At 53.3% G+C, this 19014-nt stretch carries 14 protein-coding genes and 1 tRNA gene; 8 read left to right on the top strand and 7 right to left on the bottom strand.

What is annotated here, in order from left to right; all coding sequences use genetic code 11:
- Positions 1–62 precede the first annotated feature (62 nt).
- On the top strand, positions 63–2918 hold the full coding sequence (locus VW41_15445) for a histidine kinase (protein ID AJZ90312.1): 2856 nt from the start codon (positions 63–65) through the stop codon (positions 2916–2918).
- 63 nt (positions 2919–2981) lie between these two features.
- On the opposite strand, the gene VW41_15440 is transcribed toward VW41_15445, so the two are convergent.
- Complete coding sequence (locus VW41_15440; protein AJZ90311.1) at positions 2982–3632, bottom strand: transcriptional regulator; 651 nt, start codon at positions 3630–3632, stop codon at positions 2982–2984.
- 16 nt (positions 3633–3648) lie between these two features.
- Positions 3649–6312, bottom strand: coding sequence for a phosphotransfer intermediate protein in two-component regulatory system with RcsBC (locus VW41_15435; GenBank protein ID AJZ90310.1), 2664 nt, complete (start codon positions 6310–6312; stop codon positions 3649–3651).
- A gap of 837 nt (positions 6313–7149) precedes the next feature.
- Between VW41_15435 and VW41_15430 the strand changes: the two genes are divergently transcribed.
- The 6 genes from VW41_15430 to VW41_15405 all read left to right on the top strand — a co-directional run bounded on the left by VW41_15430 (position 7150) and on the right by VW41_15405 (position 14639).
- Entirely contained in the window at positions 7150–8247 is a 1098-nt protein-coding gene (locus VW41_15430; protein ID AJZ90309.1) for a membrane protein, read from the top strand.
- Positions 8248–8534: 287 nt separating this feature from the next.
- Positions 8535–9581: a thiamine biosynthesis protein ApbE gene (locus VW41_15425; GenBank protein AJZ90308.1), complete on the top strand. Its 1047-nt coding sequence runs from the start codon at positions 8535–8537 to the stop codon at positions 9579–9581.
- Positions 9582–9657: 76 nt separating this feature from the next.
- Positions 9658–10728 carry a 6-O-methylguanine DNA methyltransferase gene (locus VW41_15420; GenBank protein ID AJZ91999.1) on the top strand — a complete coding sequence of 357 codons (1071 nt, stop codon included), beginning with the start codon at positions 9658–9660 and terminating at the stop codon, positions 10726–10728.
- Positions 10728–11369, top strand: coding sequence for an alpha-ketoglutarate-dependent dioxygenase (locus tag VW41_15415; protein ID AJZ90307.1), 642 nt, complete (start codon positions 10728–10730; stop codon positions 11367–11369). The genes VW41_15420 and VW41_15415 overlap by 1 nt, the downstream gene beginning before the upstream one ends.
- A gap of 83 nt (positions 11370–11452) precedes the next feature.
- Positions 11453–13099, top strand: coding sequence for a multidrug transporter membrane component/ATP-binding component (locus VW41_15410; protein ID AJZ90306.1), 1647 nt, complete (start codon positions 11453–11455; stop codon positions 13097–13099).
- 112 nt (positions 13100–13211) lie between these two features.
- Positions 13212–14639, top strand: coding sequence for a dihydroorotate dehydrogenase (locus VW41_15405; protein ID AJZ90305.1), 1428 nt, complete (start codon positions 13212–13214; stop codon positions 14637–14639).
- 105 nt (positions 14640–14744) lie between these two features.
- Here VW41_15405 and VW41_15400 read toward each other — a convergent pair.
- From VW41_15400 to VW41_15390, 3 genes are all read right to left on the bottom strand, one after another.
- Positions 14745–14821: transfer RNA gene (locus VW41_15400), tRNA-Pro, on the bottom strand.
- Between the two features lie 76 nt (positions 14822–14897).
- Positions 14898–16661, bottom strand: coding sequence for a membrane protein (locus VW41_15395; protein AJZ90304.1), 1764 nt, complete (start codon positions 16659–16661; stop codon positions 14898–14900).
- Between the two features lie 19 nt (positions 16662–16680).
- A complete protein-coding gene (locus VW41_15390) occupies positions 16681–16908 on the bottom strand; it encodes a hypothetical protein (GenBank protein ID AJZ90303.1) in 228 nt (75 codons plus the stop codon).
- A gap of 136 nt (positions 16909–17044) precedes the next feature.
- On the opposite strand from VW41_15390, the gene VW41_15385 reads away from it, so the two are divergent.
- A complete protein-coding gene (locus VW41_15385; GenBank protein ID AJZ90302.1) occupies positions 17045–18052 on the top strand; it encodes a nucleoid-associated protein NdpA in 1008 nt (335 codons plus the stop codon).
- 51 nt (positions 18053–18103) lie between these two features.
- Here VW41_15385 and VW41_15380 read toward each other — a convergent pair whose 3' ends face one another.
- Positions 18104–18559: a dioxygenase gene (locus VW41_15380; protein AJZ90301.1), complete on the bottom strand. Its 456-nt coding sequence runs from the start codon at positions 18557–18559 to the stop codon at positions 18104–18106.
- A gap of 94 nt (positions 18560–18653) precedes the next feature.
- Positions 18654–18938: a 50S ribosomal protein L25 gene (locus VW41_15375; GenBank protein ID AJZ90300.1), complete on the bottom strand. Its 285-nt coding sequence runs from the start codon at positions 18936–18938 to the stop codon at positions 18654–18656.
- Between the last annotated feature and the right edge of the window lie 76 nt (positions 18939–19014).

The raw sequence follows: 19014 nt of genomic DNA, 5'->3' as shown, positions 1-19014 counted from the left end.
ATGGTTTTGCGGCTACCTTAAGCGCATCTCTGTTCACTCGCTCGCGTACTTTCAGGCCCAATTTGAAATACTTCGTCTCTTTTCGCAGCACCCTTAAAATTTCGCGCTACCTGTTCAGGGCGCTGGCGCTTCTGCTCTGGCTGCTTATCGCGCTGTTTTCCGTGTTTTACATCGTCAACGCGCTGCACGATAAAGAGTCGGAAATTCGTCAGGAATTTAATATCAGCTTTGACCAGGCCCAGCGCTATATCCAGCGTACTTCGGACGTGGTGAAAGAGCTGAAGTATATTGCTGAAAATCGCCTTACCGCGTCCAACGGCGTGCTCCCCCCTCTGGAGCAAAGTGCGGATAAAACGGATGCACCCACGTTCATGCCGCTGTTCCCGGACTCAGACTGTTCGGCGGTGAGCGTTACCTGGCGAAGCTCGCTGCAGTCGCTGTCCTGGTTCCTGCGCTACTGGCGCGATAACTTCTCCGCCGCTTACGATCTCAACCGCGTGTTCCTGATTGGTGGTGATAATCTTTGTATGGCGGATTTTGGCTTACGCGATATGCCGCTGGAGCGGGAGAGCGCTCTGAAAACGCTGCACGAACGCATCATGAAGTACCGCACCGCGCCGCAGGATGAACGCGCCAACAGCATTTACTGGATTGGGCAAGGGCCGCGCCCCGGCATTGGTTACTTCTATACTCTGACGCCGGTCTATCTGGCGAACCGTCTCCAGGCGCTGCTGGGAATTGAGCAAACGGTGCGTATGGAGAACTTCCTGACGCCGGGCACGCTGCCTATCGGCGTCACGATTCTCGATGAAAACGGTCATCCATTAATTTCTCTGACCGGCCCGGAATCGCGTATTGAGCCGGAAAGCCGTTGGATTCAGGATCGTTCCTGGTTCGGCTATACGTCTGGCTTTAAGGCGCTGGTATTGAAGAAAAACCTGCCGCCGTCCTCGCTGAGCGTGATTTACTCTGTGCCTGTCGATCTGGTGCTGGAAAGCATCAGGATGCTGATCCTTAATGCGGTATTACTCAACGTGCTGGTGGGTATTGTGCTGTTTACCCTGGCGCGGATGTATGAGCGCAGGATCTTTATTCCGGCTGAAAGCGATGCCCAACGGCTGGAAGAGCATGAGCAGTTCAACCGGAAGATCGTCGCGTCTGCGCCGGTTGGCATCTGTATTTTGCGCACGCAGGACGGCACAAATATTCTGAGTAACGAACTGGCACACAATTACCTCAATATGCTGACGCATGAGGACAGGCAGAGACTGACGCAGATAATCTGTGGCCAGCAGGTCAATTTTGTCGATGTGATGACCAGTAATCACACCAATCTGCAGATAAGCTTTGTGCATTCACGCTACCGTAATGAAAACGTGGCGATTTGCGTGCTGGTTGACGTCAGCGCCCGCGTGAAGATGGAAGAATCTCTGCAGGAGATGGCTCAGGCCTCGGAGCAGGCGAGCCAGTCGAAATCCATGTTCCTGGCCACCGTCAGCCACGAACTGCGTACGCCGCTGTACGGGATTATCGGCAACCTTGATCTTCTGCAGACCAAAGAGCTGCCGAAGGGCGTGGACAGGCTGGTTACGGCGATGAACAACTCGTCCAGCCTGCTGTTGAAAATTATCAGCGATATCCTCGACTTCTCGAAAATAGAATCAGAACAGCTCAAAATTGAGCCGCGAGAGTTTTCTCCTCGGGAGGTAATGAGCCATATTACCGCCAACTATCTGCCGCTGGTGGTCCGCAAGCAGCTTGGGCTGTACTGCTTTATCGACGACGATGTGCCACTCACGCTGCAGGGCGATCCGATGCGGTTGCAGCAGGTCATCTCGAACCTGCTCAGTAATGCGATTAAGTTCACCGATATTGGCTGTATCATCCTGCATGTTTCAATCAACGGAGATTATCTGAGCTTCCGGGTTCGTGATACCGGGGTAGGGATCCCGACCAAAGAGGTCACCCGACTTTTCGACCCGTTCTTCCAGGTAGGGACTGGCGTGCAGCGCAACTTCCAGGGAACCGGGCTGGGGCTGGCGATTTGCGAAAAGCTAATCAGCATGATGGACGGCGATATTTCGGTGGATACCGAGTCGGGAATGGGCAGCCAGTTTACGGTTCGTATCCCGCTCTATAAGGCACAGTTTGCGCCGAAGAATAATGTTGAAGGGCTGGCGGAAAAGCGCTGCTGGTTGGCTATTCGCAACGATTATTTGAGCAGTTACCTGGAATCCTTGCTGATCAAAAATGGGCTACAGGCACAATCCTGGCAGGGTGAGCCCCCCGGGAGCGATGATATTCTGATTACCGATGATAATCTTGCGGCTCCGTGGGCTGGACGCGCAGCCATTGTCTTCTGCCGACGCCATATTGGTATTCCCGTTGAGTTTGAACCTGGCCGTTGGGTGCACAGCGTCGCAGCCCCACACGAGTTGCTGCCGCTTCTGGGAAGAATTTACAGCATCACCGTCGATGTGCCCGGCAGTTCACCGGCGCTGACGGCGGCGAGTGAGATAAGCGAGCAAAACGATGACATGATGATTCTGGTGGTTGATGACCATCCGATCAACCGTCGCTTACTGGCGGATCAGCTCGGCTCGCTCGGCTATCAGTGCAAAACGGCGAATGACGGGGTCGATGCGCTTAACGTGCTCAGTAAAAATCATATTGATATCGTACTCAGCGACGTCAACATGCCGAACATGGACGGCTATCGCCTGACGCAGCGCATTCGCCAGTTGGGGCTGACGCTGCCGGTGATTGGCGTGACGGCAAACGCGCTGGCGGAAGAGAAGCAGCGCTGCCTGGAGTCGGGTATGGACAGCTGTTTGTCTAAACCGGTGACCCTTGATGTGATTAAACAGACTTTGGCGGTTTATGCCGCCCGGGTGCGAAGTACACGCGATGTTTCATGAATCAAGGCTATAAAAAAAGCCCCGCATCAAGATGCGGGGCTTTTTTTCGGACGGTGACGAAGATTACTCTTTGTCCGCCGGCGTCAGGCTCACTGAAGACAGGTAGTTCAGCAAAGCAATGTCGTTTTCCACGCCCAGTTTCATCATCGCTGATTTCTTTTGGCTACTGATGGTTTTGATGCTGCGGTTCAGCTTGCGGGCAATCTCAGTCACCAGGAAGCCTTCTGCAAACAGGCGGAGGACTTCACTTTCTTTCGGCGAAAGGCGTTTATCGCCATAGCCACCTGCGCTGATTTTTTCCAGCAGGCGGGAAACGCTCTCTGGGGTAAATTTCTTGCCTTTCTGCAGCGCGGCCAGGGCTTTTGGCAGATCGGTTGGTGCGCCTTGTTTCAACACAATCCCTTCAATGTCCAGATCCAGAACCGCGCTAAGGATGGCCGGGTTGTTGTTCATGGTCAGCACGATGATCGACAGGTTAGGGAAGTGGCGCTTGATATATTTAATCAGCGTGATGCCGTCACCGTATTTGTCGCCAGGCATGGACAGATCGGTTATCAGAACGTTGGCTTCAAGCTTTGGTAAGTTATTGATAAGTGCAGTGGAGTCTTCGAATTCACCGACAACATTCACCCATTCGATCTGCTCAAGAGATTTGCGAATACCGAACAGAACAATCGGATGGTCGTCAGCAATAATTACGTTCATGTTGTTCATGTAATAGGCTACCTTGCTACAGCAGACTTTTGACGTAAGCATCAATGTCGCTGATATATTTTTGTATGTTTGAAGCATCACTTTCACGAATGTGATGCTCCAACGTTTCACATAACTGTTTGCCGGGCACCAGATTCAGCATCGCAAACACGCCCTTCAGGCGGTGCGCAGTCTGAGCCAAAGCGGCAAAGTCGCCCGCTGCAGATTCAGTATACAGTCTGGTGACATCTTCCGGTACCGTGTCGACAAACAGCGCGTAATAACCGCTGGCGTGCAGCTGAGCGTTTTCGTCGCCGCCCAGAGGCGAATCAGGTGTGTCTTCTTCCGCCAGCTGGTTTTCAATCAGCTGCAGGACGGCGTCCTGCATCGCGTTGCTGATATTAAAGTTTACCCGGAACTGGCCAGGTGCAATCTTCCGCATCCCGTTTTCATCATCGCTTAAAAGCAAGCCCGAAGCAGTAAGATTAGACGGATTATCAGTGAGGAAGATATCAAAGTCTTGACTCGCGAGTCTTTCGTCCGGGGAAATGCAGTTCGCGCCCCAGTTTTCCAGCATGCGGGTCACAATCGTCCGCACCTCGTTGGAGGTGATATCCAGCATGGCCACAACGTCATCCAGCAGCTTCTCGTCCTGCGAGTCTGCCTGCGGCTCAGCGGTCATTCTGATGTGTAAATTATAGCGTGTGCCAATGTCCGGGCGCGTTTTGATGTTCAGGTGCCCGCCAAGCTTACGCGCAAGGCGATCGCAGAGATAGAATGCCAGCCCGTTGGCCTGTCCATAGCGGTCTTCGCTGGTTTCGTTGAGGAACGGGAAATGCAGATTATCGATTTCACCGCCACCAATGCCGTTGCCGGTATCCAGCACGCGGAACAGTAAGCGATCTGGCCCCGCCTCTTCCTCACTAATATCAAGCGTGATCTTGCCAATTTGCGTAGTGGTCACGGAATAGTGCAGCAGCAGTTCGAGGATCTTACGCAGGACGTCTTTGTCGCCGTGACGTTTTTCATCGGCCGGCAGATTGTTATTGATGAGCAGCTGTAACCCTTTACGTTTGATAATCGGCAGCATCGACAGGGCAACTTCATCAATCAGGGACTGAATAGAAAACTCGCTGGCGCTGGTTTTCCAGCTGTCGGTTTCCAGCATATTGAGGAGCTGGATCTCATCGACCAACCGGACAATGGTTTGGGCGTCGTTCGCCAGCTGCAGATGTTTGCTGTCGTGAATTTCTGCGGCATGTTCCGCCAGTTGCTTCACCGGAAGCTGCAGAGCTTCGCCAATATGCTGCATAAAGGCAGCCCGGCCTTGCTGGTTTTTCTCATAAAGGCGCTGAGCCTGTTTGAGCTTCTTGTTCACCAGAATTTCACGATCCTGGTCCCGGATAACAAAAATCTGCGTGCGCGGGGCTATCTGGCTGCGGAACTGACGAATCTCATACAGCTCGTTGTTGACCGTGGCCTGGATGACCCCCTGGTGCTGATCCGCCATCGAAATAATGTTTTGCAAATTCAGGTGGGGGAGCAGGTGATCGGCAATTTTATTGCTTATCACGGTACGGTTAGCGTCGAGGTCATGTACCAGCAGCCCAAGGGGAAGGATCGCGACAATCTCTTCATTCAGCGCCCGCAGTATTTGCAGCTCGCCATTCCCCGGATTGCTTTCGGCCTGGCGCTGGGGCTGCTGGCGGAAGGTAGCAAAGCCAAAAACGGCCAATCCGAGCAGCGCTATATTCAGCAGCAGCGGCAGCAGAATATTTTGCAGCGTGTCCATCATCAGCGTCCCAAACGGCACTTGCCACACCAACTGGAGCTGCGTTGTTGCTACTGGCGCGGTGATTTCAATACGAGCGCTGTTAAAATTAATGCTGACGCTGTCCGGATCGTCCTTATCCGCTGCCGTCGCCGCTGTTGCCCGCTGGTGCTCGTCAGGATCCAGTTGGAAGCTGTCCAGTGACATGGTCGGCGGGATGAGATCGTTAATCGGCAGATCGAATGCGACCACGGTTGCCAGATGCCCTGGCTGGTTAAACGTGGTTCTCAGCGTGAAATAATGGCCGTTTTGCCAGTTAAGCTTGCGCAGAGGTGAGAAACTTTCCCGTTCGTCGAGGGCATTCGCCTGCTGCAACATCTCTGCACGGCGAGAATCCACGATAGTACCAACGCCGGAATCTTTAAACCCGGAAGAAAGATCTTTGAGCGGCAGCGTTGAGACCAGAATCATGCTGTTGTCCTGGCCATTGAGATAGTACATCGACCATGGGCTACTTTCGGCCCCCCACAGCGTGTCCAGATAGCCGGATATCCGCTGCGTCATTTCCAGCGTAGAACTGTCATGGGAGCCAAAAATTAGCGCTTCGGTTTTGCTGCGCGGTTTGTCGAGGTAATAGACGTCCTGGCGCAGACGAGTTTCCTGCAGGTTTTCACCCGAGGCTGCCGGGGCTGTCGCGATGTTGTCGTAGATTTGCCATGTGGCGTAACGGTAGGTTTCTACCCGCTTATGCAGAGCATGGGTGATGTCGACAATCTGGTAGCTTTTATCCTTTAGCCAGGCATTGACGGCGCTTTGTACCAGGACGCCCATCGAAACAAGCAGGACAATGATCAGCAGCAGAAAGAAGCGGGTAATGTTGCCGGGGAACAGTGAGAACTTATTTAGCGATGTATTTTCAGACTGGCTCATTGTATGTATGCAACCCGGCGAAGCCTCGCCAATCCTGGATGATAGATAGCTCAACTGTTTTAGTGAGCCGTTTCGCCTTAGCGTTTTAGCGCTTGCAGATGCTAAGAATACCTCTATATGGCGGTGCCGTCAGCAATCTGACGCAGTATAGGGGGTTCTCAGATTTTTTTCAGGTGACTGATTATTAGGAAAAATCCTTAAATAAGGATTTGCGTTAAGTCTTGCGGGCAATTTGTACAGTTGAAGAGGATTTGTACAAATATTGATTTCTGACATGTTAGCTGCGATAAATATATTTCTTTAAGAAAAATCCGCATTCGCCATGAAATATGGAGAAAAAAAGAAGATTGATTAATTAACAGGCATTACAAATTGTATCGGTAGCACAGGAATATTAAAGTTGTGTAAAGAAAGGCAAAAAAAAACCGGATGCAAGCATCCGGTGCTAATAGGGGTAAACGGACATTCAGATTCGAATGACGGTAATAAATAAAGTTAATGATGATAGCGAGTATGATTTTATCGTCTAAATTAAGAAAAAAATTATCATTCAGTGCTACTTTTTTGTTTTGCTTGTAAGTAATTGATTTTTATTGATTGTTATTATTTTTTGATTATTGATGCTTATATTTTTAGCTATTCGTGCTAAAAAAAGTTCCCTCATATTTACATTTTGATACATCTATGTCGATAAATGAAACATCTATATAGTTTTAGTATCATATTCTTATTGGATTATTCTGTATTTGTTTTGGACAATGAATTTGCCGACTGATTAGAGGGTTAATCAGCAAGCAGTGGTAAATAAAATAAGGCATATAACAGAGGGTTAATAAGATGAAAGTTAAAGCACTATCCCTTCTGGTACCGGCTCTGCTGGTAGCAGGCGCTGCAAATGCAGCCGAAATTTACAACAAAGACGGCAATAAATTGGACCTGTACGGTAAAGTTGATGGTCTGCACTATTTCTCCAATGATAAAAGCGCTGACGGCGACCAGACCTACGTTCGTTTCGGCTTCAAAGGTGAAACTCAGATCAACGACCAGCTGACCGGCTACGGTCAGTGGGAATACAACGTACAGGCGAACAACACTGAAAACTCCAGCAATCAGTCCTGGACTCGTCTGGGCTTCGCTGGTCTGAAGTTTGGTCAGGCTGGTTCTTTCGACTACGGTCGTAACTACGGCGTTGTTTACGATGTAACTTCCTGGACCGACGTTCTGCCAGAATTCGGTGGCGATACCTACGGTTCTGACAACTTCATGCAGTCTCGTGCAAACGGCGTTGCAACCTACCGTAACACCGACTTCTTCGGTCTGGTTGATGGCCTGAACTTTGCTCTGCAGTATCAGGGTAAAAACGGCAGCGCCAGCGGTGAAGGTCAAACCAACAATGGCCGCGGCCTGTTGCGTCAAAATGGTGACGGTTTCGGCGGTTCTCTGACCTATGCACTGGGTGAAGGTTTCAGCCTGGGTTCAGCAATTTCCAGCTCTAAGCGTACTACCGATCAGAACGCTGCTGGCGTGCTGGGTCACGGTGACGATGCAACCACCTACACCGGCGGCCTGAAATACGACGCGAACAACATCTATCTGGCAACCCAGTACACCCAGACCTACAACGCAACTCGCGCTGGCAGCCTGGGCTTTGCTAACAAAGCACAGAACTTCGAAGTTGTAGCTCAGTACCAGTTCGACTTTGGTCTGCGTCCATCCGTGGCTTACCTGCAGTCTAAAGGCAAAGACCTGGAAAACGGCTACGGCGACCAGGATCTGCTGAAATATGTTGATGTGGGTGCGACTTACTACTTCAACAAAAACATGTCCACCTACGTTGACTACAAAATCAACCTGCTGGACAAAAATACCTTCACTCAGGCAGCGGGCATCGGTACCGATGACATTGTGGGTGTAGGCCTGGTTTACCAGTTCTAATTCTGTTAAAGCAGATAAAGGCGCCGCAAGGCGCCTTTTTTCTATCTCAGGCTATCTGGTGACAGAAAAATACCCAATTGCCCGTTAAAAAACGGGAAAATCAATTCATTGATTTTCAGCTGATAACCACACAGAGAGAAAAACCACGCTTTTCCCTCTTTGTCAGCAACCACTAAAGGCGCCGCAGGGCGCTTTTTTATGTCTCAAACCTCAATGACCCGCCGCTGACCGCCCCTTCATGACGTATTTGCTGTACCCTGAGTCTCCCAAAACTGGAGAATGACACCATGGATTCACGCATTATTCGTCACGGCTGGCTCGCCGTAGCTCTTTTTGCTCTGTCAGCTTGTGATAACGCACAACCTGACGCCACAAAGGCCCTGGTGCTCGAAGGTAAAACCATGGGGACTTACTGGCGCGTGAGCCTGGCTGATGTCGATGATGCGCAGAAAGCCTCTTTGCAGAAAAAAATTCAGAACCAGCTCGATGCCGACGATCGACTGATGTCGACCTGGAAAAAAGACTCGGCGCTTTCCCTGTTTAACCAGTCCACCAGTACTGAGCCGTATCCGGTGAGTGAGGCGATGAGTGATATTGTCACTATGTCACTGCGCATTGGCGCGAAAACCAACGGGGCGATGGATATTACTGTCGGGCCGTTGGTCAACCTGTGGGGCTTCGGGCCAGATAAACAGCCGCTGCACACGCCCAATCAGGCGCAAATCGATGCGGCAAAAGCCTTAACCGGCTTGCAGCACCTCAAGGTGGTCAATGCTGCCGGCAAGCAGTGGTTACAAAAGGATCTGCCCGGGTTGTATGTTGACTTGTCCACGATCGGTGAAGGTTACGCCGCCGATCATCTCGCGCGCCTGATGGAGCAAAATGGCATTAGCCGCTATCTCGTTTCTGTCGGTGGGGCTGTTACCACTCGCGGCACTAATCCGGCGGGGAAAGCCTGGCGCGTGGCTATTCAGAAACCCACCGACCGCGAAAATGCCGTGCAGGCGATGGTTGATGTCAACGGCCACGGCATCAGCACTTCAGGCAGTTACCGCAACTATTACGAGCTGGACGGCAAGCGTATTTCCCACATTATTAACCCGCAGACCGGGCGGCCTATCGAGCACAAGTTAGTTTCCGCCACCGTTATCGCGCCCACGGCGATGGAAGCAGATGGCTGGGACACCGGGCTGATGGTTCTGGGGGAAGAAAAGGCCAAACAGGTTGCTGAGAAAGAAGGCCTGGCCGTTTACCTTATCAGCAAAGAAGGGGACGGCTTCCGAAGCTGGATGTCGCCGCAGTTCAAAACCTTCCTGCTTGACGAAAAAAATTAAAAAGCAAGAACCCGAGTTTTTCATCCTGCCCCGGCTGCCATGATGGTATCGTTAAGTTAAGCATGAGGTTGTGATGATGAAACAGACTAACGGGTATATCACAGAGCAGCAGCGCTGGCAGGCGGTGGAGCAGCGCGATGCACAGGCTGACGGGCAATTCGTGTTTGCCGTCAAAACAACCGGTATTTTCTGCCGGCCCTCCTGCAGCGCCCGCCGCCCGCTACGTGAAAATACGGCCTTCTACGGCACGCCTGAAGAGGCGCTTGCGGCGGGGTTTCGCTCCTGCAAGCGTTGCCAGCCGGACAAGCTTGCCCCCGAGCTTCAGCGAGTGGCGCGCATTGAAGAGGCTTGCCGGATTATTGAAGCCAGTGAGACCCCCCTCACACTCGATGAACTAGCCGGGCGGGTTGCCATGAGCAGCTTTCACTTCCATCGACTCTTTAAAAGTGTGACGGGCCTGACGCCAAACGAATGGCAAAAAGCGCACCGCGCCCGCCGGTTGCGTCAGGGGCTCTCGCAGGGGAAAGGGGTAACAAACGCCATTTTAGATGCGGGTTTTCAGTCAGGGAGCGCGTATTACCACCAGGCCGATGCGGCTTTGGGCATGACGGCAAGCCAGTACCGTAAAGGTGGGGCTCGGGCTCATGTGCAATTTGTGGTCGGTACCTGCCAGCTAGGTGAGTTTTTGGTGGCGGAAAGCGAGCGCGGTATTTGCGCGATTTTATTGGGTGAGAACGCCGAAACCCTCATTGGGGAGCTGGAAACTGAGTTTCCCTCTTCACATCTTACGCCGGGAGATGAGGCCTTTGCCTCGCGCGTGGCGCTGGTGATTAGCTTTATCGAAGCGCCCTCGGCAGAATTTGCGCTGCCGCTGGATATTCGCGGGACGGCATTTCAGCAACAGGTGTGGCAGGCGTTACGAGCCGTTCCGCCTGGGTCTACTGTTAGCTATAGCGAACTGGCAGCACGTATCGGCAAGCCCGCCGCCGTGCGTGCCGTGGCCGGTGCCTGCGCGGCCAACACGCTTGCGGTCGCTATTCCCTGTCACCGGGTGATCCGCAGCGATGGGGGACTGTCCGGCTATCGCTGGGGCGTAGAGCGTAAGCGTCAGCTGCTGGAAAATGAAACGAGAAGGCTGGAAGAATAATGCTGGATTTGTTTGCTGATGACGCCCCATGGGAGGAGCCGCTTGCTGCCGGGGCGACTATCCTGCGGCGCTTTGCGCGGGAGGAGGCCGCCGCGCTGATGGCAGGTGTTCTGCAGGTTTCTCAGCAGGCGCCTTTCCGCCATATGGTGACGCCCGGCGGGCACACCATGTCGGTGGCAATGACCAACTGCGGGGCGTTAGGCTGGAGCACCAACCAGCATGGTTACCTCTACTCGCCTCAGGATCCGCTGACCGGGCAGCGCTGGCCGCTGATTCCTGAGGTATTTCAGTCCATTTGTCATCGGGCCTCAATGGCGGCGGGTTACCAGGATTTTGAACCTGACGCCTGCCTGATCAACCGCTACGCCGCAGGCACAAAGCTCTCTCTGCACCAGGATAAGGATGAGCCGAATCTGCACCAGCCCATTGTTTCTGTCTCGCTGGGTTTACCGGCAATTTTTCAGTTTGGCGGCCTGCAGCGCGGAGATCCCTTACTGCGGGTCATGCTGGAGCATGGTGACGTTGTGGTATGGGGGGGCGCGTCACGGCTTTTTTATCACGGCATTCTGCCTCTCAAACCCGGTTTCCATCCTCTCACCGATCAATTCCGCTACAACCTGACCTTTCGCCGTGCCTCGTAAGGTAAATAAAAATAAGAATTATTCTTGATGTGGGCGGCGAGCCGTTTAAACTGCTCGCTGTTTTATTTTGCAGGTAGGGAATAATGGAGCTACTTCGTGTGGTTTATCGCCAGTACCGCTGGCCTTTTCTTATGGTCATGGCGTTAAGCCTGGCAAGTGCGGCGCTGGGCATCGGCCTGATCGCGTTCATTAACCAGCGTCTGATTGAAACCCCCGACCTTACCCTGGCGGTTTTGCCAGAGTTTCTGGGGTTGCTCCTGTTATTGATGGCGGTGACGCTTGGCTCACAGTTGGCACTTACCACTCTCGGGCACCATTTTGTTTTTCGCCTGCGCAGCGAGTTTATCAAACGCCTGATGGACACCGACGTTGAGCGAGTAGAGCAGTTGGGGAGCTCGGCACTGCTGGCCGGCTTAACCAGCGACGTGCGCAATATTACGATTGCCTTCGTGCGTCTGCCGGAGCTAGTGCAGGGGATTATTCTGGCTATTGGCTCTGCGGCTTATCTCGCCTGGCTGTCGCCCAAAATGCTGGGCGTGACCACAGTATGGCTGGTGATCACCATTGTGGGCGGTTATCTGCTGGTGGCGCGGGTATACAAGCATATGGCCCAGCTTCGTGAAATCGAAGACAAGCTCTACCACGATTATCAAACCGTTATCGAAGGGCGCAAGGAACTTGCCCTGAACCGCGAACGTGCGGAGCGAATTTACGAAGACACCTACACGCCTCACGCCGCCGACTATCGAAACAATATTATCCGCGCAGATACTTATCACCTCAGCGCCGTAAACTGGTCAAACATCATGATGCTGGGCGCGATTGGCCTGGTGTTCTATATGGCCAACAGCCTGGGCTGGTCGGATACCAACGTGGCGGCAACGTTTTCTTTAACGCTGCTATTCCTGCGCACGCCGCTCCTTTCCGCCGTGGGGGCGTTACCGACGTTGTTAAGCGCCCAGGTTGCCTTCAATAAACTGAACAAGTTTCAGCTTGCCCCTTACGAAGCCGCATTTCCCCGTTCGACGGCTGCGGGAAACTGGCAGCAGCTTGAAATGCGCGACGTGGTGTTTCAGTACGGGGATAATATCTTCAGCGTTGGCCCGCTGAACCTCACTATCAAGCGCGGGGAGCTGCTGTTTCTGATTGGCGGTAACGGCAGCGGAAAATCCACTCTGGCCATGCTGCTGACGGGGCTGTATCAGCCCGTCAGCGGGGCGATTTATCTTGATGGTCAACGCATAGAGACGCAGGTGCAGGATGACTATCGCAAGCTGTTTTCCGCGGTGTTCACCGATGTCTGGCTGTTCGATCGTCTGTTAGGGCCACAGGGCAAACCGGCTAATCCTGAGCTGATCAATAGCTGGCTCGATCGTCTGAAAATGAGCAGTAAGCTGGAGCTGGACAACGGTACCATTCTCAACCTCAAGCTTTCGAAGGGGCAGCGCAAGCGCGTAGCCCTGTTGCTGGCGATAGCGGAAGAGCGCGATATCATTCTGCTGGACGAATGGGCCGCAGACCAGGACCCTCATTTCCGCCGCGAGTTCTACCAGGTGTTGCTGCCGTTAATGCAGCAAATGGGGAAGACGGTATTTGCCATCAGCCACGACGACCACTACTTTATTCACGCTGACCGGCTTTTGGAAATGCGACAAGGCAAGCTTAGCGAGTTGACCGGCGATGAGCGGGTGCAAGCCTCGCGCGATGCTGTGGCACGAACGGGTCATTAAGTCAGTGCCGCCTAAACAAAGTAAAAAAACCAGCCAATTAAGGCTGGTTTTTTGTTTTCTTCATCCCGTCAGGCTATAAACTAACTCGTCATTTCCAGGGAACTGCTTATTTATGACCGCCATTCAGAAGTACAGCACCAAAGAGCGTGACCAGGATCGGGCACGCATCCTGCAGATTCTGTTGACCAACAAAGCCGTCGCCAGCGGTATTCTGGCCAAAGAGCCTTTCGCGGAAACGCAAAGCGCCGAGCAGGATATCGCCGAGATAGTGACGCTGGTTGGGCGACTGCCCGCGCCGGATCTCGCCGATGTCCTGGAAGCCTTGCCAACGGAAGAGCGTTTGGCGCTATGGAGCCTCGTCACCGAAGACCGACGCGGTAGCGTGCTGGTTGAGGCTTCAGAGACTGTCTGGGATGACCTGATTGAGGATATGAGCGACAAAGCGCTGCTCAACGCGCTGCGCCCGCTGGATATTGACGATCAGATCTACCTGGCACAGTACCTGCCCCGAGACCTGGTAGGGCGCCTGCTGGCGACGCTGCCGCAGAATGAGCGGACGCAAGTTCGCCAGATCCTGCATTATGACAAGCACAGCGTTGGTGCGATCATGGATTTTGAAGTGATCACCGTGCGCCCGGTCGTCACTCTTGCCGTTGTGCAGCGTTATCTTCGTATTCGCGGCAAAGTGCCGCAGAACACCGATAAACTGTTTGTCACCAGCCGGGATAAAACGCTGCTGGGCGAGCTGGATCTCACGGCGATTCTACTGCATTCCCCGCAGACGCCGGTGCTGAAGGTGATGGACGACAACCCCACCTGCTTTGCGCCGGAAGATCATGACGAACAAGCGGCGCGTACCTTTGAACGTGATGACTTGATCAGCGCCGCTGTGATTGACAGTACCGGTAAGCTGATGGGGCGCTTAACCGTCGATGAAATTGTCGATGTGGTGTACGAGGAAACCGATAACGATCTGCGTCGTATGGGGGGCCTGAGTACTGAAGAGGACGTATTCGCGCCAGTCAGCAAAGCCGTACGTACCCGCTGGGCCTGGCTTGCCATTAACCTCTGTACGGCTTTCGTGGCCTCGCGCGTTATTGGATTATTTGAACATACTATTTCTCAACTGGTGGCTCTGGCATCGCTGATGCCCATCGTGGCGGGCATTGGCGGTAACACCGGTAACCAGACGATCACGATGATTGTCCGTGCGCTGGCGCTGCAGCATATTCAGGCGGGTAACATATCCTTCCTGATGCTGCGTGAGCTTGGTGTGGCGTTGATCAACGGGCTGGTCTGGGGCGGTGTGATGGGAGGGATCACCTGGCTGTTGTATAACGACGCGGCGATGGGCGGCGTAATGACGCTGGCGATGATTCTGAATCTTCTGGTCGCGGCGCTGATGGGCGTGGTGATTCCGATGACCATGACCAAGCTGGGCAAAGATCCTGCCGTTGGTTCAAGCGTGATGATCACGGCGATAACGGATACCGGCGGATTCTTTATCTTCCTGGGGCTGGCTACGCTGTTCCTGTTGTAAGGCTCCGCACAAAGCCGCCAACTCCGGCGGCTTTACTTTAGACTCTCCTGGCAAAATTCAGGCGTAAAAAAACCAGCCGTAAGAGGCTGGTTTTTCATGTTTATTTGGTCGGCACGAGAGGATTTGAACCTCCGACCCCCGACACCCCATGACGGTGCGCTACCAGGCTGCGCTACGTGCCGACGCAGGAGAATAATAGTACATTTTTCCGCGTTGATTGCAAGGAAACCTGAGGCTAACTGTCTTATAAATAAACAATTAGTTAGCGATAAAGCGCTTCTCGTCGGTCAGAACCTGCAGCAGCAAATCAAGCTGCGGCTTAGTTTCATTGATCCGTTTGCCCTGCAGATCGTACATCCGATAGTGGCCATTGTTATTGAGCACCAGCGTCATCTCGGGCGTTGTCACGGCCAGAGTCTGATTGTCTGCGCCAATTACCCAATTATTACGACGCGTCGCGGCAAACAAATCTTCGCCCTGGGAATACTCATTGGCCGCCGTTTTAACGTGCAACAGGCGCTGCATCAGGGTAGTCATCACATCCTGATGATCGGTGAGCTTGGTGATGGTCTGCGCCGGCGTTCCCGGCCAGTGGATCACCAGCGGAACCTGAATGCGTGCGCGTGACCAGGCAAAAGAGTCCCGCTGATCGCCGAGCGGAATACCGTGGCCTGCGGTAATAATCACGACTGTGTTTTTCAGTTTGCCAGCAGCTTCCAGCGCATCCAGTACGCGTTTAATCTGCTCATCAACGTTACCGGCTGCGCGGGAATAGCGTTGCTCAAAGCCCTGTTGGTTACCGTTGTCGTCGATACTGGTGCCGTTAAAGGCGACCCACGAGAACCAACGATTGTCATCAGAAGCGTACTGTTCAAGCCAGCTAATCCACTGTGTGGTCGTCTGGCTGTCAGTTTGGTTTTTAGCCGGACGCAGCGAGAAATCAGAGAGCAGAGCCTGGCGGTACATTGCCGAGTTAAAACCGTCGGATGCGAACAGGCCAAGCTGATATCCCTGCTGATTTAAACCGGTAATCAGCGCGGCAGGGGTGCGGTTTGAAAGCACGCCGTCCATATAGGCAGGGGAGATGCCGTAGAACAGACCGAAGATGCCGCTGTCGGTGTTGTTCCCGGAGCTCATGTGCTGAGTAAAGCGGATATTGTCGGCGGCAAATGCCTTCAGTGCCGGCATATCTTTGCTCACGCTCCCGGCATTCAGCCCGTCAACGGTAATGAGCAGGACATTATTCCCAAGGCCCATATCACGGAATTGCAGGTTGCTCAGCGGGTACTGAACCGACAGCGCTTCCGGGCTGCCTTGCTCAACCAGCCGACGCTGATACTCCTGGGCATCCAGCAGGCCGTGTTTTTCAAGGAAGCGGCGAGCCGTCATCGGATACGAAAGCGGCAGATTCGCCCGCTGCATAGTAATGGGGCGATAGAAGTTAGCATCCGCCCAAATGTACATCAGGTGGCTGCTAAAGAAGGAGATAAAGAACAGAATCACTAAAGGACGCGCGTATTGCCGACGACGCCCAAGGCTGCGCAGTTTCTGCCAGCTCCACGTCGCAAACAGCATCTCAATAAGCAAAATAACCGGCACGCTGATAAACATCAGTTGCCAGTCGCGGGCCATCTCCCCCTGGTCGGGGTTAATCACCAGTTCCCAGACGGTGGGATTCAGGTGGAGGTGGAAACGCGTGAAAACTTCGCTGTCTATCAGCAGCAGCGTCATGCCCGCCGTCGCCAGGGCCGCACTGATGAAGCGCAGCAGGCGCTGCGACATGACGATAAATGTCAGCGGAAATATAAGCAGTAAATAGGCAGCAAATACCAAAAAACTGAAGTGCCCAACGACGCTCAGCCAGGAATAAACCCGCCCTGTCAGCGTCGTTGGCCAGTCGGCGATAAACAGATAGCGGCTACCCAGCAGCATGGCCAGCAGGATATTAAACAGGGCGAACCAGTGTCCCCAACTGACCATCTGGGAAACTTTTTCGCGGTAGCGCTGACGGTTAGTCACCATAACTTGTTACGATAGTTCCTTAGTGGGCTTTATCTTCGCTCACTGAAGCTTGAAGCGCCTCAGCAAAGGAGCGAGCCAAAGGACGACGCTGAGCGGACGCCACGTCGGTGTTTATCAGATTGGTGACCATATTTCCCAATACCATCAGGGAAAGATCGGTAGGCGCGTGGTGTTTTTCCAGCACGGCTGCCAGTTCGGTCAGCATCGCTTCAACTTGTTCGTCACTGTAGCGGGATGTTTGTGGCATAAATTAAAAATCATTCGTATTCGGGAAAGGGCATTATCTTACCGTAGCAGGGACGATTTTTCCGCTTTTTTATCACGACTTGCGTCCCGGTAGCGGCAGTGGTTGAATACCGCCCGGTCTTAAAGGAGAGTTTAACATGAGTCTGGATATCAACCAGATTGCCCTGCATCAACTGATTAAGCGCGATGAGCAGACGCTGGACGTCGTGCTGCGCGACTCGCTGCTGGCAACTGACGGTGCCGTCGAAGAGATGATGGCGGAACTGCATCGCGTATATAGCGCTAAAAATAAAGCTTACGGCCTGTTCAGCGAAGAGAGCGAACTGGCTGAAGCGCTTCGTCTGCAGCGTAATGGCGATGAAGATTTTCTTGCCTTTACCCGTGCGGCGACCGGTCGCCTTCGCGATGAACTGGCAAAATACCCGTTTGCCGACGGCGGTATCGTGCTGTTCTGCCATTATCGTTACCTGGCGGTCGAATATCTGCTGGTGGCGGTGCTGAATAATCTGAGCAGCATGCGCGTTAACGAAGAGCTGGATATCAGCGCGACCCACTACCTCGATATCAACCACGCGGACATCGTGGCGCGTATTGATTTGACCGAATGGGAAACCAACCCGGAATCTACCCGCTACCTGACCTTCCTGAAGGGCAGAGTAGGGCGCAAAGTGGCCGACTTCTTTATGGACTTCCTGGGCGCCAGCGAAGGGTTGAATGCCAAAGCGCAAAATAAAGGTTTGCTGCAGGCGCTGGATGACTTCACTCACGAAGCTCAACTGGACAAAAACGAACGCCAGGCGGCGCGACAGCAGGTTTACGCTTACTGCAATGAACAGCTTCAGGCGGGGGAGGAGATAGAACTCTCTTCTCTGGCGGATGAACTGCCGTGGGCGGTAGACGATAAAAACTTCCAGCAGTTCACCGCTGAGAAAGGCTATGAGCTGGAAGAGAGCTTCCCGGCCGATCGCGGCACGCTGCGCCAGCTGACGAAATACGCCGGTAGCGGCGGCGGGCTGACGATTAACTTCGACGCCATGCTGCTGGGCGAACGTATTTTCTGGGATCCGGCCACCGACACCTTAACTATTAAAGGGACACCGCCGAATCTGCGCGATCAGCTTCAGCGCCGTACCTCAGGCAAATAACCTGCTAACACGGCCCGTGTTTTCAGCCGGGCCGTATCAAAATGCTAACGTTTACGGCGAAACCGTAGGGGAAGTATTCGGGATGTACTCTGGTTCCGGACCTTCGCTTTCGGGCAGGCGCTGCAAATGGCGGATCTCCAGCTTTTGCCCCATCCAGACTGCGTGATCGGTATGATCGGCCCTGGGCTGCCCGGTGTTGGGATGCAGCAGCACGGTTAACCCACAGCGGTTCAGCATCAGCCACGGCGCAAATCGCGCAAACTCCTCCGGCATAAAAGCGACCTGGTACATCGGCAGCGCATGAGGGCCAACGGGTACATCGTGCCAGCGCCCGAGAAGTACTGAAAAACGCAGCGCAATCTCTGCCCGGATCCGCTCGGCAATCAGCCTTTGCTGAGGCGTCTCGAAATAGATATGGGCGTGGTAGCTTTGTATCGTCCTGATAGCCTGGATATCCTTCTCTACGGCGGGTATCAACGATGCACCCGCAGGGATTTTTTCAACCATGGAATTTGTCTCTTTTGGCCAGGCGTGGCGTCGGGAATGCTTATATAACAAAAAACCCCGCCGAAGCGGGGTTTTTTTCGAACTTAACTCGCGATTATGCGCGAACGAAGTCGATGTGAGTCAGTTTTGGCTTGAACGGGTGACGCTGAACAGCCTGAACTTTCACTTTTACTTCTTTACCGTCGATAGACAGGGTCAGAACTTCTTCGTAGAAACCAGGTTTAGCCTGCTGGTTCATTACGGAGTCGTGATCCAGTTCGATGGATACAGGAGCTTCCGCGCCACCATAAACGATAGCCGGGAATTTGTTTGCTGCACGCAGGCGGCGGCTCGCACCCTTGCCATGCTCTTTACGTTCTACTGCATTGATAGTAAACATTGACTGTTTCTCTTTAAATAAGCCTGCTACAGGCGACCCAGCAGCAGGTAAAGTTTTCTGCTTTGCGGATGCAAAA

Origin of the sequence: Klebsiella michiganensis, from assembly GCA_000963575.1 — a bacterium.
Lineage (GTDB): Bacteria > Pseudomonadota > Gammaproteobacteria > Enterobacterales > Enterobacteriaceae > Cedecea > Cedecea michiganensis_A.
Note: the sequence above shows the minus strand (reverse complement) of the source record. Positions and strands in the feature narration are given on the sequence as shown.

Coding starts and splice junctions, on each gene's coding strand:
- VW41_15375 (AJZ90300.1), bottom strand. CDS start 18,938: ATGTTTACTATCAATGCAGTAGAACGTAAAGAGCATGGCAAGGGTGCG.
- VW41_15385 (AJZ90302.1), top strand. CDS start 17,045: ATGAGTCTGGATATCAACCAGATTGCCCTGCATCAACTGATTAAGCGC.
- VW41_15380 (AJZ90301.1), bottom strand. CDS start 18,559: ATGGTTGAAAAAATCCCTGCGGGTGCATCGTTGATACCCGCCGTAGAG.
- VW41_15420 (AJZ91999.1), top strand. CDS start 9,658: ATGAAACAGACTAACGGGTATATCACAGAGCAGCAGCGCTGGCAGGCG.
- VW41_15410 (AJZ90306.1), top strand. CDS start 11,453: ATGGAGCTACTTCGTGTGGTTTATCGCCAGTACCGCTGGCCTTTTCTT.
- VW41_15415 (AJZ90307.1), top strand. CDS start 10,728: ATGCTGGATTTGTTTGCTGATGACGCCCCATGGGAGGAGCCGCTTGCT.
- VW41_15405 (AJZ90305.1), top strand. CDS start 13,212: ATGACCGCCATTCAGAAGTACAGCACCAAAGAGCGTGACCAGGATCGG.
- VW41_15390 (AJZ90303.1), bottom strand. CDS start 16,908: ATGCCACAAACATCCCGCTACAGTGACGAACAAGTTGAAGCGATGCTG.
- VW41_15425 (AJZ90308.1), top strand. CDS start 8,535: ATGGATTCACGCATTATTCGTCACGGCTGGCTCGCCGTAGCTCTTTTT.
- VW41_15440 (AJZ90311.1), bottom strand. CDS start 3,632: ATGAACAACATGAACGTAATTATTGCTGACGACCATCCGATTGTTCTG.
- VW41_15395 (AJZ90304.1), bottom strand. CDS start 16,661: ATGGTGACTAACCGTCAGCGCTACCGCGAAAAAGTTTCCCAGATGGTC.
- VW41_15435 (AJZ90310.1), bottom strand. CDS start 6,312: ATGAGCCAGTCTGAAAATACATCGCTAAATAAGTTCTCACTGTTCCCC.
- VW41_15430 (AJZ90309.1), top strand. CDS start 7,150: ATGAAAGTTAAAGCACTATCCCTTCTGGTACCGGCTCTGCTGGTAGCA.